At 72.2% G+C, this 26,454-nt stretch carries 24 protein-coding genes and 1 pseudogene; 16 read left to right on the top strand and 9 right to left on the bottom strand.

Annotated elements, in window-relative coordinates:
• Positions 1-32: 32 nt before the first annotated feature.
• Positions 33-1,484 carry a PucR family transcriptional regulator gene (locus OG322_RS04010; protein WP_123464118.1) on the bottom strand — a complete coding sequence of 484 codons (1,452 nt, stop codon included), beginning with the start codon at positions 1,482-1,484 and terminating at the stop codon, positions 33-35.
• Positions 1,485-1,596: 112 nt separating this feature from the next.
• Between OG322_RS04010 and OG322_RS04005 the strand changes: the two genes are divergently transcribed.
• From OG322_RS04005 to OG322_RS03960, 10 genes are all read left to right on the top strand, one after another.
• Positions 1,597-3,132, top strand: coding sequence for a purine-cytosine permease family protein (locus tag OG322_RS04005; protein WP_124285643.1), 1,536 nt, complete (start codon positions 1,597-1,599; stop codon positions 3,130-3,132).
• Between the two features lie 73 nt (positions 3,133-3,205).
• Positions 3,206-3,613 carry a YybH family protein gene (locus OG322_RS04000; RefSeq protein ID WP_123464122.1) on the top strand — a complete coding sequence of 136 codons (408 nt, stop codon included), beginning with the start codon at positions 3,206-3,208 and terminating at the stop codon, positions 3,611-3,613.
• Positions 3,614-3,685: 72 nt separating this feature from the next.
• Complete coding sequence (locus OG322_RS03995) at positions 3,686-5,131, top strand: gamma-aminobutyraldehyde dehydrogenase (protein WP_123464124.1); 1,446 nt, start codon at positions 3,686-3,688, stop codon at positions 5,129-5,131.
• Positions 5,132-5,273: 142 nt separating this feature from the next.
• A complete protein-coding gene (locus OG322_RS03990; RefSeq protein WP_123464126.1) occupies positions 5,274-5,678 on the top strand; it encodes a hypothetical protein in 405 nt (134 codons plus the stop codon).
• Positions 5,679-5,777: 99 nt separating this feature from the next.
• On the top strand, positions 5,778-7,895 hold the full coding sequence (locus OG322_RS03985) for a phage holin family protein (RefSeq protein WP_206432425.1): 2,118 nt from the start codon (positions 5,778-5,780) through the stop codon (positions 7,893-7,895).
• Positions 7,896-8,176: 281 nt separating this feature from the next.
• Positions 8,177-10,273 (top strand): NAD-dependent DNA ligase LigA, encoded by a 2,097-nt coding sequence (ligA, locus tag OG322_RS03980; protein ID WP_329306045.1) that lies wholly within the window; start codon positions 8,177-8,179, stop codon positions 10,271-10,273.
• 134 nt (positions 10,274-10,407) lie between these two features.
• Positions 10,408-11,226 carry a rod shape-determining protein gene (locus OG322_RS03975; RefSeq protein WP_123464130.1) on the top strand — a complete coding sequence of 273 codons (819 nt, stop codon included), beginning with the start codon at positions 10,408-10,410 and terminating at the stop codon, positions 11,224-11,226.
• The gene (locus OG322_RS03970) at positions 11,223-11,879 is read left to right on the top strand and encodes a hypothetical protein (protein ID WP_185095492.1); all 657 of its coding nucleotides are present in this window, start codon (positions 11,223-11,225) and stop codon (positions 11,877-11,879) included. The genes OG322_RS03975 and OG322_RS03970 overlap by 4 nt, the downstream gene beginning before the upstream one ends.
• A 32-nt stretch (positions 11,880-11,911) precedes the next feature.
• Entirely contained in the window at positions 11,912-14,209 is a 2,298-nt protein-coding gene (secD, locus tag OG322_RS03965) for a protein translocase subunit SecD (protein WP_329306044.1), read from the top strand.
• Between the two features lie 128 nt (positions 14,210-14,337).
• Complete coding sequence (locus OG322_RS03960; protein WP_123466325.1) at positions 14,338-15,081, top strand: YoaK family protein; 744 nt, start codon at positions 14,338-14,340, stop codon at positions 15,079-15,081.
• A gap of 81 nt (positions 15,082-15,162) precedes the next feature.
• Here OG322_RS03960 and OG322_RS03955 read toward each other — a convergent pair whose 3' ends face one another.
• A complete protein-coding gene (locus tag OG322_RS03955; protein WP_123464134.1) occupies positions 15,163-15,969 on the bottom strand; it encodes a helix-turn-helix domain-containing protein in 807 nt (268 codons plus the stop codon).
• 63 nt (positions 15,970-16,032) lie between these two features.
• Here OG322_RS03955 and OG322_RS03950 point away from each other — a divergent pair, with 63 nt between their 5' ends.
• On the top strand, positions 16,033-16,338 hold the full coding sequence (locus tag OG322_RS03950) for a 4a-hydroxytetrahydrobiopterin dehydratase (RefSeq protein ID WP_123464136.1): 306 nt from the start codon (positions 16,033-16,035) through the stop codon (positions 16,336-16,338).
• A gap of 17 nt (positions 16,339-16,355) precedes the next feature.
• Here the strand turns inward: OG322_RS03950 and OG322_RS03945 are convergent, their stop codons facing one another.
• A complete protein-coding gene (locus OG322_RS03945; RefSeq protein ID WP_123464138.1) occupies positions 16,356-17,318 on the bottom strand; it encodes a LysR family transcriptional regulator in 963 nt (320 codons plus the stop codon).
• A 198-nt stretch (positions 17,319-17,516) separates the two neighbouring features.
• Here OG322_RS03945 and OG322_RS03940 point away from each other — a divergent pair, with 198 nt between their 5' ends.
• Together OG322_RS03940 and OG322_RS03935 are read left to right on the top strand one after the other, a co-directional pair.
• A complete protein-coding gene (locus OG322_RS03940; protein ID WP_123464140.1) occupies positions 17,517-18,044 on the top strand; it encodes a GNAT family N-acetyltransferase in 528 nt (175 codons plus the stop codon).
• A gap of 113 nt (positions 18,045-18,157) precedes the next feature.
• Positions 18,158-18,652, top strand: a pseudogene (locus tag OG322_RS03935) (BTAD domain-containing putative transcriptional regulator); the annotation flags it as partial.
• Between the two features lie 87 nt (positions 18,653-18,739).
• Here the strand turns inward: OG322_RS03935 and OG322_RS03930 are convergent.
• Positions 18,740-19,105 carry a DoxX family protein gene (locus OG322_RS03930; RefSeq protein WP_123464142.1) on the bottom strand — a complete coding sequence of 122 codons (366 nt, stop codon included), beginning with the start codon at positions 19,103-19,105 and terminating at the stop codon, positions 18,740-18,742.
• Positions 19,102-19,719 carry a TetR/AcrR family transcriptional regulator gene (locus OG322_RS03925; RefSeq protein WP_124285649.1) on the bottom strand — a complete coding sequence of 206 codons (618 nt, stop codon included), beginning with the start codon at positions 19,717-19,719 and terminating at the stop codon, positions 19,102-19,104. The genes OG322_RS03930 and OG322_RS03925 overlap by 4 nt, the downstream gene beginning before the upstream one ends.
• Positions 19,720-19,736: 17 nt before the next feature.
• Between OG322_RS03925 and OG322_RS03920 the strand changes: the two genes are divergently transcribed.
• The gene (locus OG322_RS03920; protein WP_206432426.1) at positions 19,737-19,934 is read left to right on the top strand and encodes a hypothetical protein; all 198 of its coding nucleotides are present in this window, start codon (positions 19,737-19,739) and stop codon (positions 19,932-19,934) included.
• 80 nt (positions 19,935-20,014) lie between these two features.
• Here the strand turns inward: OG322_RS03920 and OG322_RS03915 are convergent, their stop codons facing one another.
• Positions 20,015-20,881, bottom strand: a complete 867-nt coding sequence (locus OG322_RS03915; protein WP_329306043.1) for an NmrA family transcriptional regulator — start codon at positions 20,879-20,881, stop codon at positions 20,015-20,017.
• Between the two features lie 81 nt (positions 20,882-20,962).
• On the opposite strand from OG322_RS03915, the gene OG322_RS03910 reads away from it, so the two are divergent.
• Both OG322_RS03910 and OG322_RS03905 read left to right on the top strand, forming a co-directional pair.
• Positions 20,963-21,934 (top strand): AraC family transcriptional regulator, encoded by a 972-nt coding sequence (locus tag OG322_RS03910; protein ID WP_124285651.1) that lies wholly within the window; start codon positions 20,963-20,965, stop codon positions 21,932-21,934.
• 20 nt (positions 21,935-21,954) lie between these two features.
• Complete coding sequence (locus tag OG322_RS03905) at positions 21,955-22,884, top strand: class I SAM-dependent methyltransferase (protein WP_123464149.1); 930 nt, start codon at positions 21,955-21,957, stop codon at positions 22,882-22,884.
• Between the two features lie 11 nt (positions 22,885-22,895).
• Here the strand turns inward: OG322_RS03905 and OG322_RS03900 are convergent, their stop codons facing one another.
• From OG322_RS03900 to OG322_RS03890, 3 genes are all read right to left on the bottom strand, one after another.
• On the bottom strand, positions 22,896-23,372 hold the full coding sequence (locus OG322_RS03900; protein WP_329306042.1) for an RICIN domain-containing protein: 477 nt from the start codon (positions 23,370-23,372) through the stop codon (positions 22,896-22,898).
• 85 nt (positions 23,373-23,457) lie between these two features.
• Positions 23,458-24,294, bottom strand: coding sequence for an aldo/keto reductase (locus OG322_RS03895; RefSeq protein ID WP_329306041.1), 837 nt, complete (start codon positions 24,292-24,294; stop codon positions 23,458-23,460).
• Positions 24,295-24,411: 117 nt separating this feature from the next.
• Positions 24,412-26,211: an AMP-dependent synthetase/ligase gene (locus OG322_RS03890; RefSeq protein WP_123464155.1), complete on the bottom strand. Its 1,800-nt coding sequence runs from the start codon at positions 26,209-26,211 to the stop codon at positions 24,412-24,414.
• Positions 26,212-26,454 lie beyond the last annotated feature (243 nt).

Genomic DNA, 26,454 nt, shown 5'->3' with positions numbered 1-26,454 from the left:
CCCGCTGTCGAGCCTACGGGCAGTGGTTCTGATCAGTCGGTGAGACCCAGCGTGCCCGCCGCCTGGATGGCGAGCCAGACCTCGGCCAGCGCCCCGGTCGACCCCAGATCCCGGTCCGCCAGCGTACCGAAGCGCCGCAGCCGGTACGCGAGGGTGTTCGGGTGGATGTGGAGGGCGGCCGCCGCCGTCTCCGTACGGCGGTCGCGTTCCATCCAGGTGCGGACCGAGACCAGCAGCTGCGAGTCGTGGGTGGCGTCGTAGCGCAGCACCTCACCGAGCACGTGCTCGACCAGCGCCGTCAGCACCGCCGGATCGTCGGGCAGCCAGCGGCCCGTCGAGTCATCGCCGTAGCGGACCACGGGCCGGCCGGACTCGACGGCCTTCGACACCGCCCAGAGCGCCTCCCGCTGCGCCACCCGCAGCGCGGCGCCCGGCAGGAACGGCCGGCTCATCCCGGCCGCCACATCCGGCAGCCCGCCGATCTCCACGGCCAGCTCCCCGGAGCCCAGCACATAGCGGTCCTCGCCCCAGCTCAGCAGCAGATGCGGATGGTCCTGCAGACAGCGCAGCAGCGCCTCGTCCGTGGCGCCGCGGACCACGATCAGCACCGTGTCGCCCTCGATCGCGTGCCGTGCCAGCCTGCGCCGGGCCGTCTCCGGGTCGAGCACCTCCTGCAGCAGCTCGGCCAGCGTCTCCGCGCCCTCGCGCCGCAGCGTCTCGCGCTCGGTGCGCACCATCGCGACCCGCAGCGCCGCCACCGTGGCGATGTGCTGGACGACGGCGAGCCCGGCGGGCTGGGCGCCCTCCCGCTCGTACGCCACCAGGAACCCCGCCGGACCGCCCGGCGCCGGCACCGGCAGCACGAATCCGCCCGGAATGGTCGGCGGCGCGTCCGCCGAGGCGGGCAGCACCCCCGGCTCGGGCACCGGCACCCCGGGCAGCAGCGGGCGCCCCTGCGGAGTGCAGAGATAGACGTCGTACCCCGACAGGCGCTCCAGGCGGCGCAGCAGCGTAGGGGTGTCCAGATCCTCGGCGACCAGCCAGCGCAGCGAACCGAAGACCTGCAACTGGGCGCCCAGCCGGTACCGGGCATCCTCCTGCACCGAGGCGGCCACCTCCTGGGAGACGGCGATGAAGGGCACGGCGAGCGGCACCTCGAGCACCGGGAAGCCGCGCTCCTCGGCCGCCCGGAAGAACGCGTCGTGCAGCGGCGGCATGTGCAGCTGCGCCGAGAGCGCCAGCGCGGAGACACCGGCGTCGTCCAGCCGTTCCAGATAGGCGCGCTGACCCGTGGCGGTACGGGGCACCGCGAGACCCGTCGTCATGATCACCTCGGCGCCGAGCAGCCACGGCGTCGGATCGGCGAGCTCGCTCGCGTGTGCCCAGGAGACGGACCGGCCGAGACCGCTGCCGCCGGCCCGCACGGTGAGCTGGAGCGCCGGGAACGAGAGCAGATCCTCGACCGTCAATTTGTTGTTGGCCACAGAAAGCAGGGTATCCCTCTGTGACTTTCACAATTGCCCGTCGTGGCCCAGGCCCACACACTGAGGGGCCAGTCCCCGCGCATGAACAGCACGAACAGCAGGTGGAGCGTCCGTGACTACCTCGATCACCGAAGTCGAGACCAATGGAGTGGAGCGGATCCCCGACGCGGACCGCACCGCCCGCCCCCTCGACCTCTTCCGGCTCGCCTTCGGCGGCGCCAACACCTTCGCGACCTGTGTACTGGGCGCCTTCCCGATCCTCTTCGGCCTCTCCTTCTGGCAAGGTCTCGCCGCGACCGTCCTCGGCCTCGTCGCCGGTGCGCTGCTGCTCGCTCCCATGTCGCTGTTCGGCCCGCGCAACGGCACCAACAACGCCGTCTCCTCCTCCGCCCACCTCGGTGTGCACGGCAGGGTCGTCGGTTCGTTCCTCTCGCTGCTCACCGCGGTCGCGTTCTTCTCGATCTCGGTCTGGTCGTCGGGCGACGCGCTCGTCGGCGGCGCGCACCGGCTCGCGGGCGTCCCCGAGTCCGACATCACGTACGGCATCGCCTACGCGATCTTCGCCGGGCTCGTCCTGGTGGTCTGCGTCTACGGCTTCCGCTTCATGCTGCTGGTCAACAAGATCGCGGTGGTGGCGGCCTCGGCCCTGTTCGTCCTCGGCGCCTTCGCCTTCGCCGGTGACTTCGACGCCGGGTACGCGGGCTCCTTCGCCTCCAGCTCCGACCCGCTGTTCTGGCCGTCCTTCGTCGGCGCCGCGCTGATCGTGCTGTCCAACCCGGTCTCGTTCGGCGCCTTCCTCGGCGACTGGTCGCGCTACATCCCGGCCGACACCCCGCGCCGCCGCGTCATGGGCGCGGCGTTCCTCGCCCAGATCGCCACGCTGCTGCCCTTCGTCTTCGGCCTCGCCACCGCGTCGATCATCGCCACGAAGGCCGCGAAGTACGTCGACCCGGCCGCCCCCAACTACGTCGGCGGACTGCTCGCCATCTCGCCCGGCTGGTACTTCCTGCCGCTCTGCCTGATCGCCCTGATCGGCGGCCTCTCCACCGGTACGACCGCGCTGTACGGCACCGGACTCGACGTCTCCAGCGTGTTCACCCGCTTCAGCCGCGTGCAGTCGACGTTCTTCATCGGAGCCTTGTCGATCGCCTTCATCTTCGTCGGCCGGTTCGCACTCAACCTCGCGCAGTCCATCTCCACGTTCGCCACCCTGATCATCACCTGCACCGCCCCGTGGATGATCGTGATGGCACTCGGCTACGTGACCCGGCGCGGCTGGTACGACACGGACGCGCTCCAGGTCTTCAACCGCAGGCAGACCGGCGGCCGCTACTGGTTCAACCACGGCTGGAACTGGCGCGGCCTGTCCACCTGGCTGCTCTCCGCCTCAGTGGCGCTCCTCTTCACCAACCTGCCCGGCCAGTTCGTCGGCCCGCTCGGCAACCTCGCGAACGGCACGGACATCTCGCTGCCGGTCGGCCTGGCCCTCGCGGCGGTGCTCTACCTCGGCCTGCTGACCGTGTTCCCCGAGCCGCGTGCGGTGTACGGGCCGGACGGGCCCCGGTTCGTCCGGGCCTCGGACACCCCGGTCCCGCCGATCACCAGTGCCGACGAGGAGCCCGCCCCCGAGCCGGCCGCGGCGCTCTGACCACCGCTTCCCGCCGCCTCGAACCGCCCGTCGCCTCCCGCACCCGCCCCGCCCCCGCATCCAGGAGCCGTCCATGAGTACGCCCGTCCGGGACACCGAGCAGATCCGCGCCGCCGCCGACGCGCTCGTCGCCGCCTTCGCCGAGGGCCGCCTCGACGACTACTTCGGCGCCTTCGCCCCCGACGCGACCTTCGTCTTCCACTCCACCCCGCAGCGGCTCGGCTCCACCGCCGAGTACCGCGTGCTCTGGCAGGAGTGGGTGGACCAGGACGACTTCCGCGTCCTGGGCTGCGTCTCGACCGGGCAGCTGATCCAGCACCTCGGCTCCACCGCCGTCTTCAGCCACGATGTGGAGACCACCATCTCCACCAGGGAGGGCCGGGAGACGGTCCACGAGCGCGAGACGATCGTCTTCGCCCGCGCCGACGACGGCAGCTGGCCCGCCGTCCACGAGCACCTGTCCGCCCGTACGGCCGGCTGACCCGCGCGGCACCGCCGCCCGCCTCCCGGCCCGTAACGCCGCCCGACCACGAGAGAAACCGGTTCTCCCCGTATGACCATCACGTTCCGCAACTTCATCGACGGTGTCCCCGCGGATGCCTCGGACGGCCGCACACTCGATGTCGTGGACCCGGCGACCGGCGAGGTCTACGCGACCTCCCCGCTCTCCGGAGCCGCCGACGTCGACGCGGCGATGGCCGCCGCCGCTGCCGCCTTCCCCGTCTGGCGCGACACCACCCCCGCCGTGCGCCAGCTGGCCCTCCTGCGGATCGCGGACGCCATGGAGGCGCGGGCCGACGAACTGGTGGCCGCCGAGAGCCGGGACACCGGCAAGCCGCTGCACCTCACCCGCAGCGAGGAACTGGCCCCCGCCATCGACCAGGTCCGCTTCTTCGCGGGTGCCGCCCGGCTGCTGGAGGGCCGCTCGGCCGGCGAGTACATGGACGGCATGACCTCGATCATCCGCCGCGAACCGGTCGGCGTCTGCGCCCAGGTCGCCCCGTGGAACTACCCCCTCCTGATGGCCGTCTGGAAGTTCGCCCCGGCGCTCGCCGCGGGCAACGCGGTGGTGCTCAAGCCGTCCGACACCACCCCCGCGTCGACCGCCCTGATCGCCGGGATCATCGGCGGGGTCCTGGAGTCGTTGGACCTGCCGCGCGGGATCTTCAACGTGGTCTGCGGCGACCGCGAGACCGGCCGGCTGATGGTCGAGCACCCGACCCCGGCGATGGCCTCCATCACCGGTTCGGTACGGGCCGGCATCCAGGTCGCCCAGAGCGCGGCCCTCGACGTCAAGCGGGTCCACCTGGAGCTCGGCGGCAAGGCGCCCGCGGTCGTCTTCGAGGACGCGGACCTGGCGAAGGCGGTCGAGGACCTGATAGTCGGCGGCTTCTTCAACGCCGGGCAGGACTGCACCGCCGCCACCCGGATCCTGGTCCACGAATCCGTCCACGACGAGTTCGTCACCGCGCTGGCCAAGGCCGCCGCCGACACGAGGACCGGGCAGCCGGACGACGAGGACGTGCTCTACGGCCCGCTCAACAACGCCGGACAGCTCGCCCAGGTCAGCGGCTTCATCGAGCGGCTCCCCGAGCACGCCAGGGTCGAGGCGGGCGGCCACCGGGTCGGCGAGAAGGGCTACTTCTACGCCCCGACCGTGGTCTCCGGCCTCAAGCAGGACGACGAGATCGTCCAGAACGAGGTCTTCGGGCCCGTGATGACCGTCCAGTCGTTCACGGACGAGGCCCAGGCCGTCGCGTACGCCAACGGCGTCGACTACGCCCTGGCCTCCTCGGTGTGGACCAAGGACCATGCCCGCGCCATGCGGATGTCCAAGAACCTCGACTTCGGCTGTGTGTGGATCAACACACACATGGCACTGGTCGCCGAGATGCCGCACGGCGGGTTCAAGAAGTCCGGCTACGGCAAGGACCTCTCCGCCTACGGCTTCGAGGACTACACCCGGATCAAGCACGTCATGACCTCGCTCGACGGCTGACCCCACCGGCAGGTGCGCCCTCCGCCGCGTCGGCGGCCGGCGCACCTGCTCCCGTGCGCCCCCTTCCCGTCCTGACATGCGCCTTCTTGTACGGGAACCGGGGGCGTAGGGTCGCAGAACGCCTAGCACGGGGAGAACGGCCATGGGGGACGTACGGGTGGCGGCCATCGCCAGTCTCACGCCGCTGGAGGAACTCGACAGCGACCCGTTTCTCGTGGACACCCGCAGCCAGCACGACATGTGCGCCCGCTGGGCCGCCGACAAGGGTTACGTGGTCACCCGGCAGCTGCGCCTCTACGGACTGCGTCCCGACCACCAGGCGCTCTGGGCCGATGTCGAGGGCGGCGAGGTCGAACTCTTCGTCGCGCCCAACGACCGGGTGCTCGCACGGGCCGTCGCGTCGGTGCCGCGCTTCACCGAGGAGTGCGAGCGGCGTGGCGTACGCCTGGAGATCGCAGGTCTCGACGAGCCGCTCTACAGCTCCCGGACGAAAGCCGGCGTGCACCGCAGGCTCTCCATGCCGACCGCAGGCTACGACGGCTGCTGACCGGCCCGGCCGGAGCCCGTCGGCGGAGCCGGCCGTCCCGCTGTGAAAAACTGGGGCAGGGCCCGGAACGGCGGGGCCCGGACGTGAGGTGGCAGCGGCGTGGGTGACGGGCGATGGCGAACAGCCGGCAGCGCCCTGATGCGGGTGATTGTGGTGTGGGCGGTCTCGACGCTCACGATGCTTGTGCTCGCCGGGATTCTGCCGGACTTCCAGCTCCAGTCGGACGACGGCGACAGCATCACCAAGACCGCCTTCACCGCGGCATGGGGCGCGGGCGCGTTCGGTCTGCTCTCCGCACTGGTCTGGCCGGTGCTGGTACGGGCACTGCTCATCGTGCCGGCACTCGTCCTCGGGATGCTGGTCTTCTTCCTCAACGGCTCGCTGCTGCTGATAGCGCTGCGGCTCATCCCGGACGGTCGCGGCGCGGCCGATCCGCAGATGGCGGTCGTCGTCGCGGCCGTGATGTCCGCCGTCGCCTCGGCGACCTCCACCGCGCTCGCCGTCCGTGACGACAACGCCTACCGCCGCCGGCTGTCGCGCCTCGCGGACCGGCGCCGCCGCCGCAGCGGCAGGGACGACGGCGCGGACGGGGGGCCGCCCGGCACCGTCTTCATACAGCTCGACGGAGTCGGCCACGACGTCCTCGCGCAGGCCGCCGCCGACGGCCTGATGCCGACCGTCGCGCACTGGCTGGCCGACGGGGCCGGTCACCGGCTCACCCCGTGGCGCACCGACTGGTCCAGCCAGACCGGCGCCAGCCAGCTCGGCATCCTGCACGGCAGCAACTACGACATCCCGGCCTTCCGCTGGTACGAGAAGGAGACCGGCGACGTCATGGTCTCCAGCAGACCCGCGAGCGCCCTCGAAATGCAGCGCCGGGCCGTCGTGCGCACCCACGACGGCGGACTGCTCACGCTCGACGGCGCCGGCCGCGGCAACCTCTTCAGCGGCGGCGCCGACCAGCTCGCGCTCGTCCTGTCGATGGCCGCCAGGCGCGGCAAGGGACGCCGCTCCCGGGCCGGGTACTTCGCCTACTTCGCCGATCCGGCCAACGCCGTCCGTACCGCGCTGTCGTTCGTCGCCGAGGTCGGCAGGGAGATAGGCCAGTCGACCCGGGCGCGCATCCGCAAGGAGACGCCCCGGATCAAGCGCGGCGGCCTCTACCCCTTCATCCGGGCCTTCGCGACCGTCGTCGAACGCGATGTGGTGGTCGCCGCCGTCATGGGCGACATGTTCGCCGGACGGACCGCGGTCTACGCCGACCTGGTCGCGTACGACGAGGTGGCCCACCACTCGGGGCCGCGGAGCCGGGACGCGGAGAAGGTCCTCGCCCGGCTGGACCGCTCGCTCGCCCTGATCGTCAAGGTCGCCGAACACACCCCGCGCACGTACCGGATCGTGCTCCTGTCCGACCACGGCCAGAGCCCGGGGGAGACCTTCGCGGCGATGTACGGACTGACGCTGAAGGACCTGGTGCGGGCGGGCAGCGGACTGCCGGTACCCCGCCGGGCGCAGCGCACCCGGAGCGGTTCCGAGGCGCGTGACGCGGTACGGATCGCGCTTCACCGGCCGGTCGACGGGGACCTGCAGGAGAACCTGGCGAACCCCTCGGACCCGGTCGTTCTCGCCTCCGGCAACCTCGGCCTGATCTCCTTCCCCGACATCGCGGGACGCGCCTCGCTGGAGCAGCTCGACCGCCGCCACCCCGCGCTGCTCAGCACGCTCGCCAACCACCCCGGCATCGGCTTCCTGCTGGTGCGCAGCGAGAGCCACGGATCGGTGGTGCTGGGGCGCGGCGGCGCCCTGGTCCCGGTGGCGGAACTGCGGGACGGAGACGGGCCGCTGGCCCCCTTCGGCGCGGGGGCGGCGGCCGCGGTCCGGCGCACCGACACCTTCCCGCACGTCGCCGATGTGATGGTCAACTCGATGTACGACCCGGCAACGGGCACGGTGCACGCCTTCGAGGAGCAGATCGGTTCGCACGGCGGCCTGGGCGGTGAACAGGCCCGGCCCTTCCTGCTCTGGCCGCGCGGGATGACGGACCCGCTCGACGCGGCAGCCGCCGAGGGGGAGGAGCGGCCGGCCGAACTGGTCGGCGCGGAGACGGTGCACCGGGTCCTGAGACGCTGGCTGAACGAGGTCTCGGGGCCGCAGGTGCCCGTGGGCCAGGCGGACAGGGCGGACGGCGCCGACGCGGGCACCGGCGCGCGAGGCTGACCGCCCGCGACGGCGGCGGCGTCAGGCCGACCGCCGCCGCACCAGCGTCGGGTGGACGGGCCCGGAAGCAGGTCGGGGCCCCGGGCGGGCATCGGACGGACAACGGCGGTTCGGCCGGTGGGCAGTGGCCGGTCAGGGGGTGCCGTCGGCCCCGCAGTTCACGATGGCGTCGATACCGTCGCGGACGCGCCGTCACATACGGGGGCCGGCGGGGGTCCGAGGGGGCCGCGGGCCGGCAGCCGGACACCGCTGCGGGGGCGTTGTCAGTGGTGGGCGGCAGGATGGAGGACATGACGAACTCAGCTGTTGTGCTCGCCGATACCGCTGCCTACGCCGTCGCGGTCGAAGAGGCGTCGCAGGCCGCCGCCGCGTACTACGCCACGGGCGAGAGCACGCTCGACGACGACGCGTACGACCGGCTGGCACGCGGGATCGCCGCGTACGAGCAGGACCATCCGCAGGATGTGCTGGCCGACTCGCCGACCGGCAAGGTGGCGGGCGGCGCGGTCGTCGGGGACGTGCCGCACACCGTGCCGATGCTCTCCCTGGACAACGTCTTCTCGGCGGAGCAGTTCGTCACCTGGACCGCTTCGCTGGAGCGCCGGATAGGCAGGCCCGTCGCCGCCTGGAGCGTCGAGCCGAAGCTCGACGGGCTCGCGGTCGCCGCCCGTTACCGCGAGGGCCGGCTGGAGCAGCTGGTCACCCGCGGCGACGGCACGGCCGGCGAGGACGTCTCGCACGCGATCGGCACCGTCGTCGGGCTTCCCGCGCAGCTCACCGAGCCGGTCACGATCGAGATGCGCGGCGAGATCCTGATGACGACCGAGCAGTTCGAACAGGCCAATACGGTCCGCACCGAACACGGCGGCGCCCCCTTCGCCAACGCGCGCAACGGCGCGGCGGGCACCCTGCGTGCCAAGGACCGCCCCTACACCGTGGAGATGACGTTCTTCGCGTACGGCGCGCTGCCGCTGCCCGACTCCGGCGAGCTGACCGGCACCCTGGCCGGGCTGCCCCACAGCGAGGTCCTCGGACGTGCCGCGGACCTCGGCGTGCACACCGCGGCCGGCACGGACGTGGCACCGCGCACCGTCACCACCGTCGAGGACGTCCAGCTGCGGGTCGAGGAGATCGCGGCGCTGCGCGCCTCCTTGCCCTTCGGGATCGACGGCATCGTGATCAAGGCCGACCTCGCAGCCGACCAGCACGACGCCGGCTCGGGCACCCGCGCACCGCGCTGGGCCATCGCGTACAAGCTGCCGGCCGTCGAGAAGGTCACCCGGCTCCTCGGCGTCGAGTGGAATGTGGGCCGGACCGGCATCATCGCGCCGCGTGCGGTGCTGGAGCCGGTCGAGATCGACGGATCGACCGTCGGCTACGCCACGCTGCACAACCCGGCCGACATCACCCGCCGCGATCTGCGGCTGGGCGACCATGTGATGGTCTACAAGGCGGGCGACATCATTCCCCGGATCGAGGCCCCCGTGGCCCACCTGCGGACCGGCGAGGAGCAGCCGGTCGTCTTCCCCGAGGCCTGTCCGCAGTGCGGTTCCGAGATCGACACGAGCGAGCAGCGCTGGCGCTGCGTCCGTGGCCGGAACTGCCGCCTCGTCGCCTCCATCTCGTACGCGGCCGGGCGCGACCAGCTGGATATCGAGGGCCTCGGTGCGACCCGGGTCGTCCAGCTCGTCGATGCCGGGCTGGTCGCCGACTTCGCCGATCTGTTCGCGCTGGAGCGCGAACAGCTGCTCGGACTGGAGCGGATGGGCGACACCAGTACGGACAACCTGCTGGCCGCGATCGACACGGCGCGCGCCCAGCCGCTCTCGCGGGTGTTCTGCGCCCTGGGGGTGCGCGGGACCGGACGCTCCATGTCGCGGCGGATCGCCCGGTACTTCGCGGACATGGACCGCATCAGGGCCGCAGACGCCGAGGCGCTCCAGCTCGTCGACGGCATCGGCAAGGAGAAGGCCGCGGGTGTCGTCGCGGAGCTGGTGGAGCTGGCCCCGCTGATCGAGAAGCTGGTCGGCGCCGGGGTCAACATGACGGAGCCGGGCGCGACCCCGCCCCCGGAGCCGGGCGAGGAGGCCGACGCGGACGGTGAGGGCGTGGACGGGCGGCCGCTGAGCGGGATGACCGTGGTGGTCACCGGGGCCATGACGGGCGCGCTGGAGAAGCTCTCGCGCAATGAGATGAACGAGCTGATCGAGCGGGCCGGAGGGAAGGCCTCCTCCAGCGTCTCCAAGCGCACCACGCTGCTGGTGGCCGGTGAGAAGGCCGGGTCCAAGCGCACCAAGGCGGAGGACCTGGGCATCCGGATCGCCGCCCCGCAGGAGTTCGCCGAACTGATCGAGGAGTTCCTGCCGTCCGAGGCGTGAGGCCAATCCCTTGGATTTTACGCAAGAGTGGCTTTCTTTGCCTACCTATTGCATAGTGAGGGCTCGGTCATGCCTCGCTATCAGCGGGTCAATGGGTGTGCACGGCTGCGACAGCAAGCCGGGGGTGAGGGGCGATGCGTTCTTTGCGCGACGGACAGCGACACGTTCGCTCCGTTCACCGGCAGCACCGGGGAGCGACCCGGGGGCTCGCGATCGACCTCGGCAGCTCCCGGACCCGTGCCTGGATCCCCGGGCAGGGCGTCGTCGCCGACACCGGAAACGGTCCCGGCGGTGAGTACGGCCAGGGCAGCCCGGTCCGGCGCGGACGCATCGTCGACACCGAGTCCTGCGGGCGGATGCTCGGCCGTATCGCCGATACGGCACTGGGCGCCGACCGCAGCGACACGATGATCGTCCTCAGCCACCCCGTACTCGCGGGCCCCGAACACCGCGCCGCCGCACGGGAGATCCTTGCCGCGCTCGGCCCGTCGAGCGTCATCGTCCTGGACAGCGCCAGGGCCGCCGCCGCATACGCCGGCCCGCAGGACGGCGGTCCGCTGCTCGTCGTCGACATCGGTGCCGAGCTGACGGAGGCGACGCTCCTGGTAGACGGGCTGGTCCGCGACGCGCGGCTGGCCGAGACCGGGCTCAGCGACCTGGAGCCCGGCGATCCGCCCACCGCCGTCGTCCGGGCCGTCCTGGACATGGTCATGGCGATGTGGCAGCAGGACCGCCACGGCGCGGTGCTCGGCGCGCTGCGCAAGGGCCCGCTGCTCGCCGGAGGCGGTGCGCTGCGCCCGGACGTCACCAACCGGATCGCGGTGCGCCTCGGCGTTCCGGTCCGTCTCCCGGACGACCCGGCGACCACGGTCGTCCGCGGGGCCGGGCTGTTCCTCAGCTCCGTGCTCCGCCACGCCAACGCCGCACCGGCCCTGCCCGGCCGAGCCGGGTGACCCCCCTCCCGGGGGCGTCCCGGGGCGACGCGCACCGGCGGGACCGGCCGGACACCCCGGCGCACCGCCGACGCGCGGCTTCGGCGCGGCAGTTCCTCGCCGCGCTGCTCCTCGCCGTCCTCACCGTCGCCGGCGGCGCGCCCGCCGCCGCCGCGGTCCCCGCCGGGGCCACGACTGGTCCGCTGTCCTTCGCCGGTCACCCGGCCGGAGCCCGGCCGGCCGCCCCGCACCCCGGCCGTACGGAGACCACGAGCCGGACCGTGGGCACGCACCCCGTGCGCACGGAGCGGACCGTGCGCACGGACCGAACCGGCCGGACGCCCGGCGCCCACGACGTCCCCCGCCCCCGTACCCGCGCCGCCGCCGGGAGCCTCCGGCCGGCACCGGTGACCGTGCCCCGGCCGTGGGCCGCCGCCGAACACCCCCGTCCCCCTCAGCACCTCCCGCCGCACGGCCCCGGGGCCCCCCTCCCGCGCCCGCCCGGCCTCCCGCTGCCGCACCCCGTCCCCGGATGCGCCCTCGCCGGACCCCCGGCCGCCGCCGACCGCTTCCGCACCGCGCTTCCCGGTGTGCGCGGGCCTCCAGGTACGGCCGTTCACCGGCCGTGGGACCTGCCACCGGTCCCGTCCCGCACACCTGCCGTGGCGCCCTGACCGAGGGGCCCGGCGCCCCTCGGAGGATTCCCATGACTCGCGCCACCACGGTGCGGGCGGTTCTGGCTGCTGCCGTTCTGCTCGTCGCCGTGCTCATCACGCTGACCATGTCCCCCAGACTCGGCCTCGATCTCCAGGGCGGCACCAGAATGGTGCTGCAGGCCAAGGACTCCGACACCGCGAAGGCGGACCGCGAGAGCACCGACCGCACCCTGGAGGTGCTGCGCAAGCGCATCGACTCGCTCGGCGTCGCGGAACCGACCCTGACCCGCTCCGGCGAGGACCGGATCATCGTCGAACTCCCGGACGTCCAGGACCCGCGCAAGGCCGCCGAGGTCATCGGCAGAACCGCCCAGCTGACCTTCCATGCCGTGCAGGGCCCCGGAGCGCTCGAGGGTTCCGATACCGCGGCCGGGCTGACGCTCCCGGACGAGCAGGGCAGCCGGCTCGCACTGGGCCCTGTCGCGCTCTCCGGCGCGGGCGTCAAGGAGGCCTCCGCCTCGTTCGACGCCCAGCAGGGCGCCGGCTGGTCCGTCTCCCTGGACTTCCACAAGGACGCCGGCCGGGACTGGACCCGGCTGACCGGGGAGGCTGCCTGCCACCCGGTCCAGGACGAGCGGCGCCGGGTCGCCATCGTCCTGGACAAGCAGGTGATCTCCTCGCCGCAGGTCTCCCCGACCGTCGGCTGCAACACCGGTCTGCCCTCCGGCTCCACCCAGATCACCGGCTCCTTCAGTGCCGACGAGGCCCGCGAGCTCGCCCTGCTGATCCAGGGCGGTGCGCTGCCGGTGCCCGTCGAGATCGTCGAGCAGCGGACCGTCGGACCGACGCTCGGCGCCGCCGCCATCGACGCCAGCGCCCGCGCCGCCCTCATCGGCGCCGCGGCCACGGCACTGTTCATCACCGTCGTCTACCGGCTCTTCGGCGCGCTCGCCGCCGTCGCCCTCGGCGCCTACGGAGTGATCTCGTACGCGGGGCTCGTCGCCCTCGGCGTCACGCTCACCCTGCCCGGACTCGCCGGATTCGTGCTGGCCATCGGGATGGCGGTCGACGCCAACGTGCTGGTCTTCGAACGGGCCAGGGAGGAACACGCACAGTATCCGGGCCGGTCCCTGCGCACCTCGCTGACCGCCGGGTTCCGGCACGCCTGGAGCGCCGTCGCCGACTCCAACGTGACGACACTGATCGCGGCGGGACTGCTCTTCTTCCTCGGCTCGGGCCCCGTCAAGGGCTTCGGCGTCACGCTCGGCATCGGCGTCCTCGCGTCGATGTTCTCCGCACTGGTCATCGCCCGCGCCCTCACCGAGATCGCCGCGGGCTCCACATTCGTCGGCGACTACCGGGGCATCAACGGCATCGCCGGCCCGGGCCGGGTACGGACCTGGCTCAATCGCCGCGATCCGCAGCTGATGCGGTCCCCGCGCCGCTGGCTGCTCATCTCCACGGTGCTGATCGCCGTGGCGGTGACCGGCATCCTGGTGCGCGGGGTCAACCTCGGCGTCGAATTCACCGGGGGCCGCCTCGTCGAGTACGCGACCAGCCGCCCCGTCGACGTCGAGACCGCCCGTTCCGCGCTGGCCGGCGCGGGCTTCGCCGACGCCGAGGTCACCACGGCGGGTGCGGGCGACATCTCGGTGCGCACCGGGGATCTCGACAACGCCGGCGAACACGCGCTGCGCGCTGCCCTGGCCGAGGAGGGCGGCGAGACCACCAAGGTCCGGGACGAACTCATCGGCCCCAGCCTGGGCGACGAACTGCGGCGCAACGCCCTGATCGCGCTGGCCATCGCCGTCCTCGTCCAACTGGTCTATCTGGCCGTCCGGTTCCGCTGGACGTTCGCGGTGGCCTCGGTCGGGGCGCTGGTCCACGACGTGATCATTCTGGTGGGCGCCTTCGCCTGGCTGGGACGCACCGTGGACGGCATCTTCCTGGCCGCGCTTCTCACCGTCATCGGGTACTCCGTCAACGACTCGGTGGTGGTCTTCGACCGGGTGAGGGAGTTGTGGGCCAAGGCCCGCCGGGAGCCGCTCGGGACAGTGGCGAACCGGGCCGTTCTGCAGACGATTCCCAGAACCGTCAACACCGGGATGGGCGCCCTGTTCATCCTCGTCGCGCTGGCCGTCCTGGGCGGTGACTCGCTCGCGGACTTCGCCCTCGCGCTGCTGATCGGCATCGTCGTCGGGACGTACTCCTCGGTCATGACCGCGGTGCCGGCTGCACTCCTTCTGGAGCGCGGCAGCAAGGCCCCGCCGCCCGTCCGCAAGAGCGCCTCGCGCGGCAGGTCCGGCGCCGGGCGCCGGGACCCGCTCGACAACGGGGCCCGTGTGTAGCCCCGTCGGCACTCCGTCGCCCCCGCGCCGCCCGAGCGGCGCGCGGGGGCGACGCGCGTCGGTCGTGGCATTCGCACCGGGCGCAACGGCACAATCCTGATCAACCACCTCGTGATCGGAGCATGCCGGTGCCCGTCGTACTGCGTGAGGCATGGACCACCCTCGTACCGGACATGGACGACCGGCACGGACCGCTGCCGCCGCTGATGCTCGCCCTGACCGTCGTCACCGGACTGGTCGACGCCGTCAGCTATCTGCAACTGGGCCGGGTCTTCGTCGCGAACATGACCGGCAATGTGGTCTTCTCCGGCTTCGCGTTCGCCGGAGCCCCCGGCTTCTCCCTGGCCGCCTCGTTCGTCGCGCTCGGCGCGTTCGCGGCCGGGGCGCTGGCCGGCGGACTGATCGTCCACCACTCCCACGCCCACCGCGGCCGCATGCTGCTGCACGCGCTGTGCGTCGAGACTCTGTGCGTACTGGCCGCCCTGGTCGTCACGCTGATCTCCGGCAGCCCGTACGACGGCGGCGTGCGGTTCGCCCTCATCGTGCTGCTCGCCCTGGGCCTGGGTGTGCAGAACGCCGTATCGCGGGCGCTCGCCGTACCCGACCTCACCACCACCGTGCTGACCCTGACCATCACCGGCATCGCCTCCGACGGACGGCTCGCCGGGGGCGGCGGCAGCAGGGCCGGCCGCCGGATCCTCTCGGCCGCCGCCATGCTGGCCGGCGCCCTCGTCGGAGCCGTGGCCGTGCTGCACGGACATCCGACCCTGCCACTGGTCCTGGCCGTGGCGATCCTCGCGGTCGTGTGCCTGGCCGCGCGGATCCTGGCGCGGGCGGACGGTCCGTGGACCCTGCCCGTCGTCAAGAAATGAGGGCCGGGAACGCCTCTCGCCGGCAGGCGAGGAGCCGCGGACACATCTCTCCCGCGAGCGAGGGAGCACGGAAGGACACCGTCAGGGAACGAGGGACCGCAGATACGCCGCGGTCTCCGGGTCGGCGGGCAGGAACGTCTCGATGGCCAGCTCCGCGACCGTCACGTCCATCGGTGTGTTGAACGTGGCGATGGACGCGATGAACGAGAGCAGCCGGCCGTCCTGCTCGATCAGCAGCGGCAGCGCGAACGGCACCGACGACGAGGGCTCGTCCCACTCCTGACCATCCGTCCTCGGCCCCACCGGATAGCCCGCGACCTCCTCGTACAGCTCACGCAACTCCGCCGAACGGACCAGGGCGATCTGACGCTCCATCTGCGCCAGCAGATCGGCCCGCCACTCCCGCAGATTGTGGATCCGGGGGGCCAGCCCCTCCGGGTGCAGGGTGAGCCGCATCGCGTTCAGCGGCGGCGCGAGCAGATGCTCCGCCACCCCGGCCGTCAGCCGGACGATCCCCTGATTGGCCGCCACCACGTTGTACATGCCGTCCACGACGAGCGCCGGATACGGGTCGTACCCCTGAAGCAGCCGGTCCATCCCCTCGCGCAGCGCGCCCATCGCGGGGTCGTCGAGCGCGGTCTCCGTGTAGCGAGGGGCGTAACCGGCCACCACCAGCAGGGCGTTGCGTTCCCGTACGGGCACGTCCAGGTGCTCCGCCAGCCGCAGGACCATCTCCTCGCTGGGGCGGGCGCGGCCCGTTTCGATGAAGGAGATGTGGCGGGCCGAGGAGTCGGCCCGCAGCGCAAGTTCCAGCTGGCTGATCCGGCTCCGCTCCCGCCAGCTGCGCAGCAGCGGCCCTACCCCCGTGTCAAGCGCGACAGTTGTCATACCGAGACCGTAACGTCACCGGCACCGCCGACCGGCACCGACCACGAGTGAGGGAGCCGCCGTATGCCCGCCGCACCGCTGCCGAAGAACGAGATCGAGAACCGGCTGCGCGAACTGCCCGGCTGGACGCTGGAGGGGGACCGGATCACCCGCACCTACCGGCTCCCCTCGCACTTCGCCGCCGCCGGTCTCACCGTCCATGTCGCGCAGATCCAGGACGAGCTCAACCACCATTCCGATCTGACGCTCGGGTACGACACCGTCGCGCTCTCGGTGAACTCCCACGACGCCGGCGGGAAGGTCACCGAGAAGGACCTGGCCCTCGCCGCCAGGGTGGCGGCCGTCGCCGCCGGCCACGGGGCGCGGTAGGCGCGGCCCGCGGCCCGTCAGGGCGTCGCTCCGAAGCGGGGGTGCGCGGCCAGCCAGCGCGTGCAGCTGTCGCTGCGCTCCACCGCCTCGGCGTACGCCGCCCGGGTGTGTCCGATCACCGCTCCGGCCGCCGCCGACGCGGCCGCCGAGCGCGGATGCCGGCCCAGCAGATGGCGCCAGCTCAGCGGCGACCCGGTGATCGGACGGGTCACCACGCCAGGCGTCGGGGGGAACGTCGCCCGGCACAGCCCGACGGCCCGTCCCACCTGCACCAGATGGACGACGGACGCGGTGTCCGTCTCGTACACCGACACCGGGCTGAAGCCCGCCCGCGCGCAGGCGGCCACGAAACAGTCCGCGAAACAGCCCTCTCCGGGCACATCGGCCCAGCACTCGCCCGCCAGCGCGGAGAGCTCCAGCTCCGGCTCGCCTGCCAGCGGATGGTTCTCCGGCAGCATCACGAAGACCGGATCGATCCCGACGACCTGCCACGTCAGCCGGTCCGCGTCCGGCGGCGGGCTCTCACCGCAGGCGCCGATGAGCACGAAGTCAAGCCGCCCGTCGCTCAGTTGGGCAGCCAGCTCAGTCACCGACCAGGAGGTGTACGTGGACACCGGCGCGGCCGGGTGCGCCGCGGCCAGCCGGTCGACGAGGCCGCCGAGCAGCGGTCCGTGCGTGCCGCCGAGCCGGAACCGCTCCATGGCCCCCCGCGCGTTGGCGAACCGCACCGCCTCCTCCTGGAGCTCACTGACGGCGGGCAGCACCACCCGGGCCCGTTCGAGCACCAGCTCACCCAGTGGCGTCGGCCGCGCGCCCGTGTGGTCCCGGTCGAACAACGGGCCCCCGAGCGCCTTCTCGATCCGCCGCAGCTGTGCGCTCAACGCGGGCTGCGCGAGCCCGAGCGCGGCGGCCGCCTTGGTGAGGCTTCCGGTGTCGGCGATGGCACGTACGGTTCGCAGATGGCGCAACTCCAGCTCCATAAAGGCAAGTTATGGCCCAGGTGGCTTGCTGGCAATTGAGACCGGGTACTCCGGCGAGAGTACGGGCTGCGCGATCGACTCGATCCTTTCGCGGGCGCGGGGCGCGGGGTGCGGGGCGCAGGGCGCGGGGTGCGGCGGCGCGGACACCCCCGCATACGCTGGCCGTCTCATCCGAAGCACCGCGACGAGGATCAGCCCATGCCCAGCAGCACCAGGATCCGCCTGATCGAGCCCGCCGACGCCGCCCCGATCGCCGCGCATCGGGTGCGGGACGTCGAGGCCTTCCGGCCGTGGGAACCGGCCCAGCCGGCCGACTTCTTCACCCCGCGGGGCCAGGCGGAGCGGATCGACGGACTGCTGGCCGGATACCGGGCCGGCACGGTCTGGCCGGGCGTGGTGCTCGCCGACGACGAGGTGATCGGGCAGGTCACCGTCGGAGGCATCCTGCCGCAGCCGCATCTGCGCCGCGGCTCCGTCGGGTACTGGATTGCCGGTGTCGCCCAGAACCAGGGGCACGCCGGGCACGCCGTCGGGCTCGTACTCCGGGTGATGACGGACGAACTCGGACTGCACCGCGCCGAGGCGTCCACCAATCTGGAGAATCTGCCGTCGCAGCGGGTGCTGCGCCGCAACGGGTTCAGCCCGTACGGCGTCGCGCACTCCGCGATCTTCCTCGACGGGGGCTGGCGGGACGGGCTGCTGTGGGAGCGGATCCTCGGCGACTGAGCCTGTTCGTGCGGACTCCGGAGGAGAAGAAGACCATGACCGAGTCCGGATTCGCCCGCGCCTCCGGTGAAGTTGTCGCCAGGCGGTAGGAGTTGGCCGGCCAGGTGGTCCGGGCCGCAAGCGCGGACCGGGCCAGGGCCGGGGACCACGCGGGATCGCCGGCCGCGGCCGAGGCCGGGCTCACGCTGTGGGAGGGCACCCATGACGGGCCCGGTGACACCGCCGACCCCGTAGCCGCGTTGCGCACCGGGCACGCCCCCGTCTGCGGCACGCTCGTACGCGCGCGGGCGCTCGCGCTCGCCCGCCTGGGACGGCACTCGGAGGCGGCCGGGCCGCTGGCCGCGGCCGCCTCGGAGCATCCGCGCGACGAGGAAGTGCTCGCCGAGCAGCTGTGCGGCGAGGCGGCGACGGCGGGCCCGTCCGCCGTGCTGGTGCGGTACGAGGCGTACCGCCGTGAGCTGCGCGACGAGCTCGGCACGGACTCGGGAGCCGGGCTGGAAGCCCTGCAGCAGGAGCTGTTGCGTGGTGAGTCGCCTGTGGTCAGGACCGGCGTGCCGCACGAGTCGAACCCGCTCCTCGGCCGGGACGAGGGCATCGTGGCGGTGGAGCCGGACGGAGTGGTCAGGCGGGTTCCAGGGCTGCGGACGGGAGCACCCCGCCCAGGATCTGCGTGCGGGGCAGTGGCGGACTCCTCGTCAGATCGCGGACAGGTGTGACAGAAACAGGACGGCCGTCGACAACGCGAGCATCCCCAGGCAGTTCAGCCAGAACTCCTGCTTGAGGAACCGCGCCCTGTAGTGGGCGTAGGCGGCGCACACGAAGTAGGCGATCACCGCGACGTTGGTCGTCACGCCGACACCCGTATACCGGAGTCCGACGACAAGCCCTGCCGCCGCCAGGAGCTTGACGACTACAAGCGCCCACCACCAGTCGCGGGGGAAGCGCACTCCTTCCAGGCATTGCTGAATGAACGCCGGGGGACGCACCGACATGAGCGCGTCGGAGAACAGCACCAGGGCAAGCAGTGCGGTCGGCCACCACGGGTCGGGAGTGCTGATCATCGTTGAGCTCCTTCGCGGTGGACGACGAAATGGATGACTTCCTGGAACTGGGCGATCGCGGCCCGCTGGTCGAGGGCGCCGTTGCCGACGGTCATGAGGATGCCCAGGTAGGCGAAGTAGAGGGTGCGTGCGCCGGCGCCCGCACCGGTGGCGGTGATCGGGGTGCGGGCCAGGAGGGTCTCCAGCTCGGTGAGCAAGGCCCGGGCGAGGGCTTGGAAGACCTCTGATTCATGGGTGCCGCGGACGATGACCGCGGCGTATTCCCGGGACAGTTCGAGATCGAGGGCGAAGTAGGTGATGAAGGGTTCGACGAGATCCAGGACCTCCTGGGCCACCGCGGCGGGGGGCAGCGGTGTCTCGTCGTCCTGCTCGTCCCGGCCCTCCCGGCCGTGGTGCACGGCGGCGATCCAGGTGTCGAAGATGGCGACGAGCAGAGCGTCCTTGTCGCCGACTGACATGACGGTGCCAGTGCTCACCTCGGCGTCCGTGGCGATCTGTCGGATCGTGCTGGAGCCGAATCCCTGCTCGCGGAACAGCCGTTCGGCCGATGACAACACCTTGCGCCGTGTCGCCTCCCGTTTCGCCGCTCGTGACTGAACGTGTTCACTGAACATGTTCAGGATGGTAGGGCGTGAGGGCTGCACACGCAAGGGGACCGCTGGCCGACGCGGCAGGGGAGTGTCCTGCGCGCGCCGGCCGCACCGCTCACCGGTACAACTCGGGCTACTACGCCTCGCGTCTGGCGTTGCCCGGGGCGGCGGCCGAACGGCTCACCGAGGTCCCGACCGCGCTGCCCGGCCGGGACCGGCGCCGCGCCGAACCGGAGTAGCGGCTGCTGGCATTCCGCCGCCGGCCGGGTTCGGCCCACGCGTGACGCCCCCGGCATCCCGCCCGTGCCGCGCCACCGCCCTACGCGTCCCAGGCCCCGTTCCGCGCGGCCTCGGCGGCGAAGGCGGTGAACGACGACGGGTCACGTTCCAGAGCCTGCTTGACGCCCTCCGTGACCGTGGCGTTGTGCCCGTCCAGCAGCGTCGCGAACAGCTCTGCCAGGAAGCCCGCCTCCGCCTCCGGTACGCCGAACTCCGCCAGCATCGCCGCGTACTGGGGGCCCGTCACCGCGACGTAGCGCACCTCGCGCCCGGCCGCCCGGGCGATCTCCGAGGCCGCCTCGGCGAAGGTCAGCAGCCGGGGGCCGGTCAGTTCGTGCACCTGTCCCGCGCCGTCCTCCCCGCACAGCGCCGCGGCCACCACGTCGGCGAGGTCCCCGGCGTCCACGAACGGCTCGGCGGTGGAGCCGGCCGGGAACACCAGCTCGCCGCCCAGCACCCCGTCGAGCAGCGCGCCCTCGCTGAAGTTCTGCGCGAAGAACGCCGAGCGCACCACTGTCAGTTCGGCGTTCCCGGCTGCCTCGCGCAGCGCCTCCTCCGCGACCAGCGCCTGCGGCTCGCCCCGCCCCGACAGCAGCACCAGCCGCCGCACCCCGCAGCCCCGCGCGATCCGTCCGAAGGCTGCCATCGCCTCCGGGGCCCCGGGCGCCGCCAGATCGGGGTAGTACGCGATGTACGCCGCGTCCGCACCCCGCAGCGCGGCCTCCCAGCCCGACTCGTCCGCCCAGTCGAAGACGACCTCACCGCTGCGTGATCCGGCCCGCACCGGCACCCCGCGCGCGGCGAGCCGTTCCACCACCCGGCGGCCCGTCTTGCCCGTCCCGCTCGTCACCAGTACCGGGCGTGCCGTGCGGGTTTCCTGCTGCTGGTCCGTCATGTCGTTTGTCATGAACCAAGGTTCGCCGGACAGCCCCGCCCGTTCCATGCCTCAGCCGCTCAGCTCCCTACGCGAACGTCTACGCTGCTGCCCATGGACGCACTTGCCGGACTTCTGGACGGGCCGCGGGCCAGGGGGGCCTTCCTGCTGCGGATGGTGATGGAACCGCCGTGGTCCGTACGGATCGAGGACCGGGCCCCGCTCTGCCTGATGTCCATGACCGCGGGCGAGGCCTGGATCGCTCCCGCCGAAGGTGCCGAACCCGTGCTGCTGCGCCCCGGTGACCTGGCCATCGCGCGCGGCCCGGAGCCGTACACCGTCGCGGACCGGCCCGGCAGCGCACCGCAGACCCGGATCGGGCCGGGCGGCACCTGCACCACCCTGCGCGGCGACCCGCTGTCCCAGTCCATGCACCTGGGCGTACGCACCTGGGGCAACGCCCCTGACGGTGCGGCGAACATGCTCGTCGGCACCTATCTGCTGGACGGCGAGATCAGCAGACGGCTCCTCGACGCCCTGCCCGCACTGCTCCTCCTCCCCGGCGGCGGCCGGAGCAGCCCGCTGCTGACGCTGCTCGACAACGAGATCGCCAGGGACGAGCCGGGGCAGAGCGTGGTGCTGGACCGGCTGCTCGATCTGCTGTTGATCGACGCGCTTCGCACCTGGTTCTCCCGGCCCGGGGCCGAGGCCCCCGCCTGGTACCGGGCCCTGGGTGATCCCGTCGTCGGCCAGGCGCTGCGGCTGCTCCAGAACGAGCCGGCCCACCCCTGGACGGTCGCTGCCCTGGCCGACCGGACCGGAGTCTCCCGGGCCGGGCTCGCCCGGCGCTTCACCGAACTGGTGGGGGAGCCTCCGATGGCGTACCTGACGGGCTGGCGCCTCGCCGTCGCGGCCGATCTGCTGCGGGAGACGGACGCGACGGTGGAGGCGGTGGCCCGGAAGGTCGGCTACAGCCAGGCGTTCGCCTTCAGCACCGCTTTCAAACGGGTCCGCGGGGTCGGCCCGCAGGACTACCGCAACGGTGGCGGCTTGCCGGATCGGCAACAAAGTTTGCCTGTGGCTTGATGTGTGGTGAGGCTGTCCCCATGAGCAACGACACCGGTCACGGTCATCACCACGACAGCGGCCACGGCCACCGGCACGAGAGCGGCCATGCCCACCATCACGACCCCGCCGATCTCGACTGGGACGCCATCGGCCCGCTGCTGGAGCAGAACGCCGAACTCAGCACCGGGCAGTACACGGCGGCGGCCCGCTGGATCGCCCGTCTGCCCGACGCCCCGGAGGTCCGCCGGGTGCTGGACATCGGCAGCGGACCGGGCGTCATCGCCTGCCTGCTCGCCGAGGTGTTCCCAAAGGCCGAGGTGGTCGCCGTCGACGGCACCCCGGCCCTGCTGGAGCGCACCCGCGACCGCGCGAAGCGGCTCGGGCTCGCCGACCGGGTCACCACCCTGCACGCCGACCTTCCCGGCGACCTGGCACGCGCGGGGGAGGCGGACCTGATCTGGGCGGGCAACGCCCTGCACCACATGGGCGACCAGCGCGCCGCGCTGGCCGGATTCGCCGGGCTGCTGCGCCCCGGAGGCACCGTCGTGCTCGTCGAGGGCGGGCTCCAGCCGCGCCATCTCCCGCGCGACATCGGCTTCGGCCGGCCCGGCCTGGAGGAGCGGCTCGACGTGATCCAGGCCGAGGCCTTCGAGCAGATGCGGGCGGACCTGCCCGGCACCAAGCGGGAGACCGAGAACTGGGCCGCCCTGTTCTGCGCGGTGGGCCTCGCCCCGCAGGGCACCCGAAGCTTCCTGCTCGACCTGCCCGCACCCCTCACCGACGTGGCACGCGACCATGTCATCGCCGACTTCACCCGCCGCCGCGAGGGCATCGGCGAGCGGCTCGACGCCGAGGACAACGCCGTGCTCGACCGGCTGACCGACCCCGAGGACCCGGCCGGACTGCACCGGCGCACCGACACCTTCCTGCTGATGGCCCGGACGTTCCATCTCGGCCGGAAGGCCTGAGCGCGGCCGCCCTACGCGGCGGCGGACACCGGCTCCAGCCGCCACCACTGGCCGGGGGAGTCGGTGTCCTCCCACTGCTGGACGGACGCCCCCTTCGCCGTACTGCCGTCGGCGACCTCAAGGACCAGGCCGCTCACGAAGTTGACCAGGGTGACGGTGCCCGGGGCCTCCAGGTGCCGCTCGACCAGCCACTCCTGGGCGCCGAAGTTATTGGCCCGCCACTGCTGGATCAGCGCGCCGTTCTCCGTCGAGGCGCCCCGCACGTCCAGACGTTTGCCGCTGTGCGCGTTGACCACGTGGTGGAGGGCCGCGCCCTCGTGGACCGGGGTGAACTCCCAGTGCTGGGCCGCCGACCCGTTCTCCTCGTTCTGCTGCACCGGTGCGCCCCCGCCCTTCGCGCCGTCGCGCACCTCCAGCACCAGCCCGCTGCCGACATTGCGCAGCCGGTAGTGCCCCGCCCCGGCCACGGGCGCGGTGTCCCCGGTCATGTTCCGGTCCCTTCGTACGGCGAACCGCCGCCCGGCCGGAGGCCGGACGGCGGTCACGGGCGGATCAGCGGCGGAACGTCACGGCTCAGGCGCCGAGGTTGAACTCGCCCGGGTGCGAGCCCAGACGCTTGCCCTCGTCCAGCGCCGCGAACGCGGCCAGGTCGTCGTCGTCCAGCTCGAAGCCGAACACATCGATGTTCTCCGCGATCCGCGACGGGGTCACGGACTTGGGGATCACCACATGGCCGGTCTGGAGGTGCCAGCGGAGGACCGCCTGAGCCGGCGTGCGGCCGTGCTTCCGGGCGACCGCGACGACCGTCGGGACCTCCAGCAGGCCCTTGCCCGAACCCAGCGGCGACCAGGCCTCGGTCGCGATGCCGTGCTTGGCGTGCAGTGCGCGGGACTCGGTCTGCTGGAGCTGCGGGTGCAGCTCGATCTGGTTCAGCGCCGGTACGACCGAGGTCTCGCCGAGCAGCCGCTCCAGGTGCTCGGGGAGGAAGTTCGAGACGCCGATGGCCTTCGCGCGGCCGTCGGCGTGGATCTTCTCGAGCGCCCGGTACGAGTCCAGGTAGGCGTCCTTGGCCGGAACCGGCCAGTGGATCAGATACAGGTCTACGTAGTCGAGGCCGAGCTTGTCCAGCGAGGCGTCGAAGGCGCGCAGCGTCGAGTCGTACCCCTGCTCGCTGTTCCACAGCTTCGTGGTCACGAAGAGCTCCTCGCGGGCCACACCGGAGGCGGCGATGGCCTTGCCGGTGCCGCCCTCGTTGCCGTAGATCGCGGCGGTGTCGATACTCCGGTACCCGGACTCGATGGCTGTGGCGACGGCCTTCGCGGCCTCGTCGTCCGGCACCTGCCAGACTCCGAAACCGAGCTGCGGCATCTCGACGCCGTTGTTGAGGGTGAGGGAGGGGACCTGGCTCACGAGCGGTCGATCCTTACGTTGGGAGGTGGGACTCGAAACTTCAACGATCAAGTCGTCCCGCACATTCCCGTCTCCGGGCCGTTTCTTCCCGGCTCCGCGGTACGGGCTCCGGCCGGCTCAGCGGTACAGCGCGTCCACCTCGGCCGCGTACGCGGTCTCGATCGCCTTGCGCTTCAGCTTCAGCGACGGTGTCAGCAGTCCGTGCTCCTCGGTGAACTGATGCGCCAGGATCCGGAACGTCCGGATCGACTCGGCCTGCGACACGGCCGTGTTCGCCGCCACCACCGCCCGCCGGACCTCCATCTCCAGATCCGGGTCCCGCACCAGTTCGCCCGGCGACAGCTGCTGCCGTCCCTGCATGGCGAGCCAGTGCTCCACGGACTCCTGGTCCACGGTGACCAGGGCCGCGATGTACGGCCGGTCGTTGCCGACCACGATGCACTGCGCCACCAGCGGATGCGCGCGCACGCGCTCCTCCAGACCGGCCGGTGAGACGCTCTTGCCGCCGGACGTCACCAGGATCTCCTTCTTGCGCCCGGTGATCGTCAGATAGCCGTCGTCGTCCAGCGCACCCAGGTCGCCGGTGGCCAGCCAGCCCTCGTTCAGTACCGCGTCGGTGGACTTCGGGTCGCCCAGATACCCGGAGAACACATTGCTGCCGTGCACCCAGATCTCGCCGTCCTCGGCGATGTGCACCGTGGTGCCGGGGATCGGCTGCCCGACCGTGCCGTACCGGGTGCGCTCCGGCGGATTTGCGGTGGCCGCGGCGGTCGACTCGGTCAGCCCGTACCCCTCGTACACCGTGACACCGGCCCCCGCGAAGAACAGCCCGAGCTGTCGCTCCATCCCCGAGCCGCCGGACATGGCGTGCCGGATCCGGCCGCCCATCGCCTCGCGCACCTTCTTGTACACGACCTTCTCGAAGAACTGGTGCTGCATCCGCAACCCGGCGGACGGGCCGGGACCGGTCCCGAACGCCCGCGCCTCCATCGCCTCGGCGTACTTCACCGCGATGTCCACGGCCTTGTCGAAGGGGCCGGCCCTGCCCTCCGCCTCGGCCTTGCGGCGGGCCCCGTTGAAGACCTTCTCGAAGATGTACGGCACCGCCAGGATGAACGTGGGGCGAAACGTCACCAGGTCCGGCATCAGCGCCTTCGCCGACAGTTCCGGCTGGTGGCCCAGCTTCACCCGGCCGCGGATCGCCGTGACCTCCACCATCCGCCCGAAGACGTGCGCCAGCGGCAGGAAGAGCAGCGTCGAGGCCTCGTCGCCCGGCCGGGAGTGGAAGACCGACTCCCAGCGCGACGCCATCGTGTCCGTCTCGAACATGAAGTTGGCGTGTGTGATCACGCAGCCCTTGGGCCGCCCCGTCGTGCCCGACGTGTAGATGACGGTCGCCACCGAGTCGGGCGTCACGGCCCGCCGGTGCCGGTGCACCACCTCGTCCTCGACATGGACGCCCGCCAGGACCAGCTCGGACACCGCGTCGGTGTCCAGCTGCCACAGCCGCTTCAGCTGGGGCAGCCGGTCGATGACCGAGGCGACCGTCATCGCGTGGTCCTCGTGCTCGACCATCACCGCCGAGACGTCGGCGTCGTGGAGCATCCACAGGACCTGCTCGGCCGAGGACGTCGGATAGACCGGTACGGACTGTGCGCCGACCGCCCACAGGGCGAAGTCGAAGAGCGTCCACTCGTAGCGGGTGCGCGACATCAGGGCCACCCGGTCGCCGAACCGCACGCCGTGCGCGATCAGCCCCTTGGCGAGGGCGAGCACCTCGTCGCGGAACGTCGCAGAGGTGACATCAAGCCAGCGTCCGGACGCGTCCTTGCGACCGAGGGCGACCCGGTGCGGATCCTCCTCGGCATAGTCGAAAACCACATCAGCGAGCCCGCCCACGTGGGGCGCGGCCGCCATGGGTGGGACAGTGAACTCGCGCAATGACCTGCTCCTTGTGGCGCTCCGCACAGCGCCGTGACGCTACCCCACCGGGCGCCGCCGCGGGAGAGTCCGAGACCGCCCGCACAACGTGGCGTCTGCACTGGTCAGGGGCTGAAATCCGGCCAGAAGGGCAAGGCTCGGGCGCGCTTCCGACCAAGGAGTAAGTGGCTCGCGCGGGAATCTCCACCGAATCTGTACGCCGCGATCACTGCCGTTCCG

Origin of the sequence: Streptomyces sp. NBC_01260 (genome assembly GCF_036226405.1) — a bacterium.
Lineage (GTDB): Bacteria > Actinomycetota > Actinomycetes > Streptomycetales > Streptomycetaceae > Streptomyces > Streptomyces laculatispora.
Note: the sequence above shows the minus strand (reverse complement) of the source record. Positions and strands in the feature narration are given on the sequence as shown.

Bases quoted from the DNA above. Each gene is read 5' to 3' on its own strand.
- OG322_RS04000 (WP_123464122.1), top strand. From the start codon at position 3,206: ATGAGTACGCCCGTCCGGGACACCGAGCAGATCCGCGCCGCCGCCGAC.
- OG322_RS03995 (WP_123464124.1), top strand. From the start codon at position 3,686: ATGACCATCACGTTCCGCAACTTCATCGACGGTGTCCCCGCGGATGCC.
- OG322_RS03990 (WP_123464126.1), top strand. From the start codon at position 5,274: ATGGGGGACGTACGGGTGGCGGCCATCGCCAGTCTCACGCCGCTGGAG.
- ligA (WP_329306045.1), top strand. From the start codon at position 8,177: ATGGAGGACATGACGAACTCAGCTGTTGTGCTCGCCGATACCGCTGCC.
- OG322_RS03975 (WP_123464130.1), top strand. From the start codon at position 10,408: ATGCGTTCTTTGCGCGACGGACAGCGACACGTTCGCTCCGTTCACCGG.
- secD (WP_329306044.1), top strand. From the start codon at position 11,912: ATGACTCGCGCCACCACGGTGCGGGCGGTTCTGGCTGCTGCCGTTCTG.
- OG322_RS03955 (WP_123464134.1), bottom strand. From the start codon at position 15,969: ATGACAACTGTCGCGCTTGACACGGGGGTAGGGCCGCTGCTGCGCAGC.
- OG322_RS03950 (WP_123464136.1), top strand. From the start codon at position 16,033: ATGCCCGCCGCACCGCTGCCGAAGAACGAGATCGAGAACCGGCTGCGC.
- OG322_RS03945 (WP_123464138.1), bottom strand. From the start codon at position 17,318: ATGGAGCTGGAGTTGCGCCATCTGCGAACCGTACGTGCCATCGCCGAC.
- OG322_RS03940 (WP_123464140.1), top strand. From the start codon at position 17,517: ATGCCCAGCAGCACCAGGATCCGCCTGATCGAGCCCGCCGACGCCGCC.
- OG322_RS03930 (WP_123464142.1), bottom strand. From the start codon at position 19,105: ATGATCAGCACTCCCGACCCGTGGTGGCCGACCGCACTGCTTGCCCTG.
- OG322_RS03925 (WP_124285649.1), bottom strand. From the start codon at position 19,719: ATGTTCAGTGAACACGTTCAGTCACGAGCGGCGAAACGGGAGGCGACA.
- OG322_RS03915 (WP_329306043.1), bottom strand. From the start codon at position 20,881: ATGACAAACGACATGACGGACCAGCAGCAGGAAACCCGCACGGCACGC.
- OG322_RS03910 (WP_124285651.1), top strand. From the start codon at position 20,963: ATGGACGCACTTGCCGGACTTCTGGACGGGCCGCGGGCCAGGGGGGCC.
- OG322_RS03905 (WP_123464149.1), top strand. From the start codon at position 21,955: ATGAGCAACGACACCGGTCACGGTCATCACCACGACAGCGGCCACGGC.
- OG322_RS03900 (WP_329306042.1), bottom strand. From the start codon at position 23,372: ATGACCGGGGACACCGCGCCCGTGGCCGGGGCGGGGCACTACCGGCTG.
- OG322_RS03890 (WP_123464155.1), bottom strand. From the start codon at position 26,211: ATGGCGGCCGCGCCCCACGTGGGCGGGCTCGCTGATGTGGTTTTCGAC.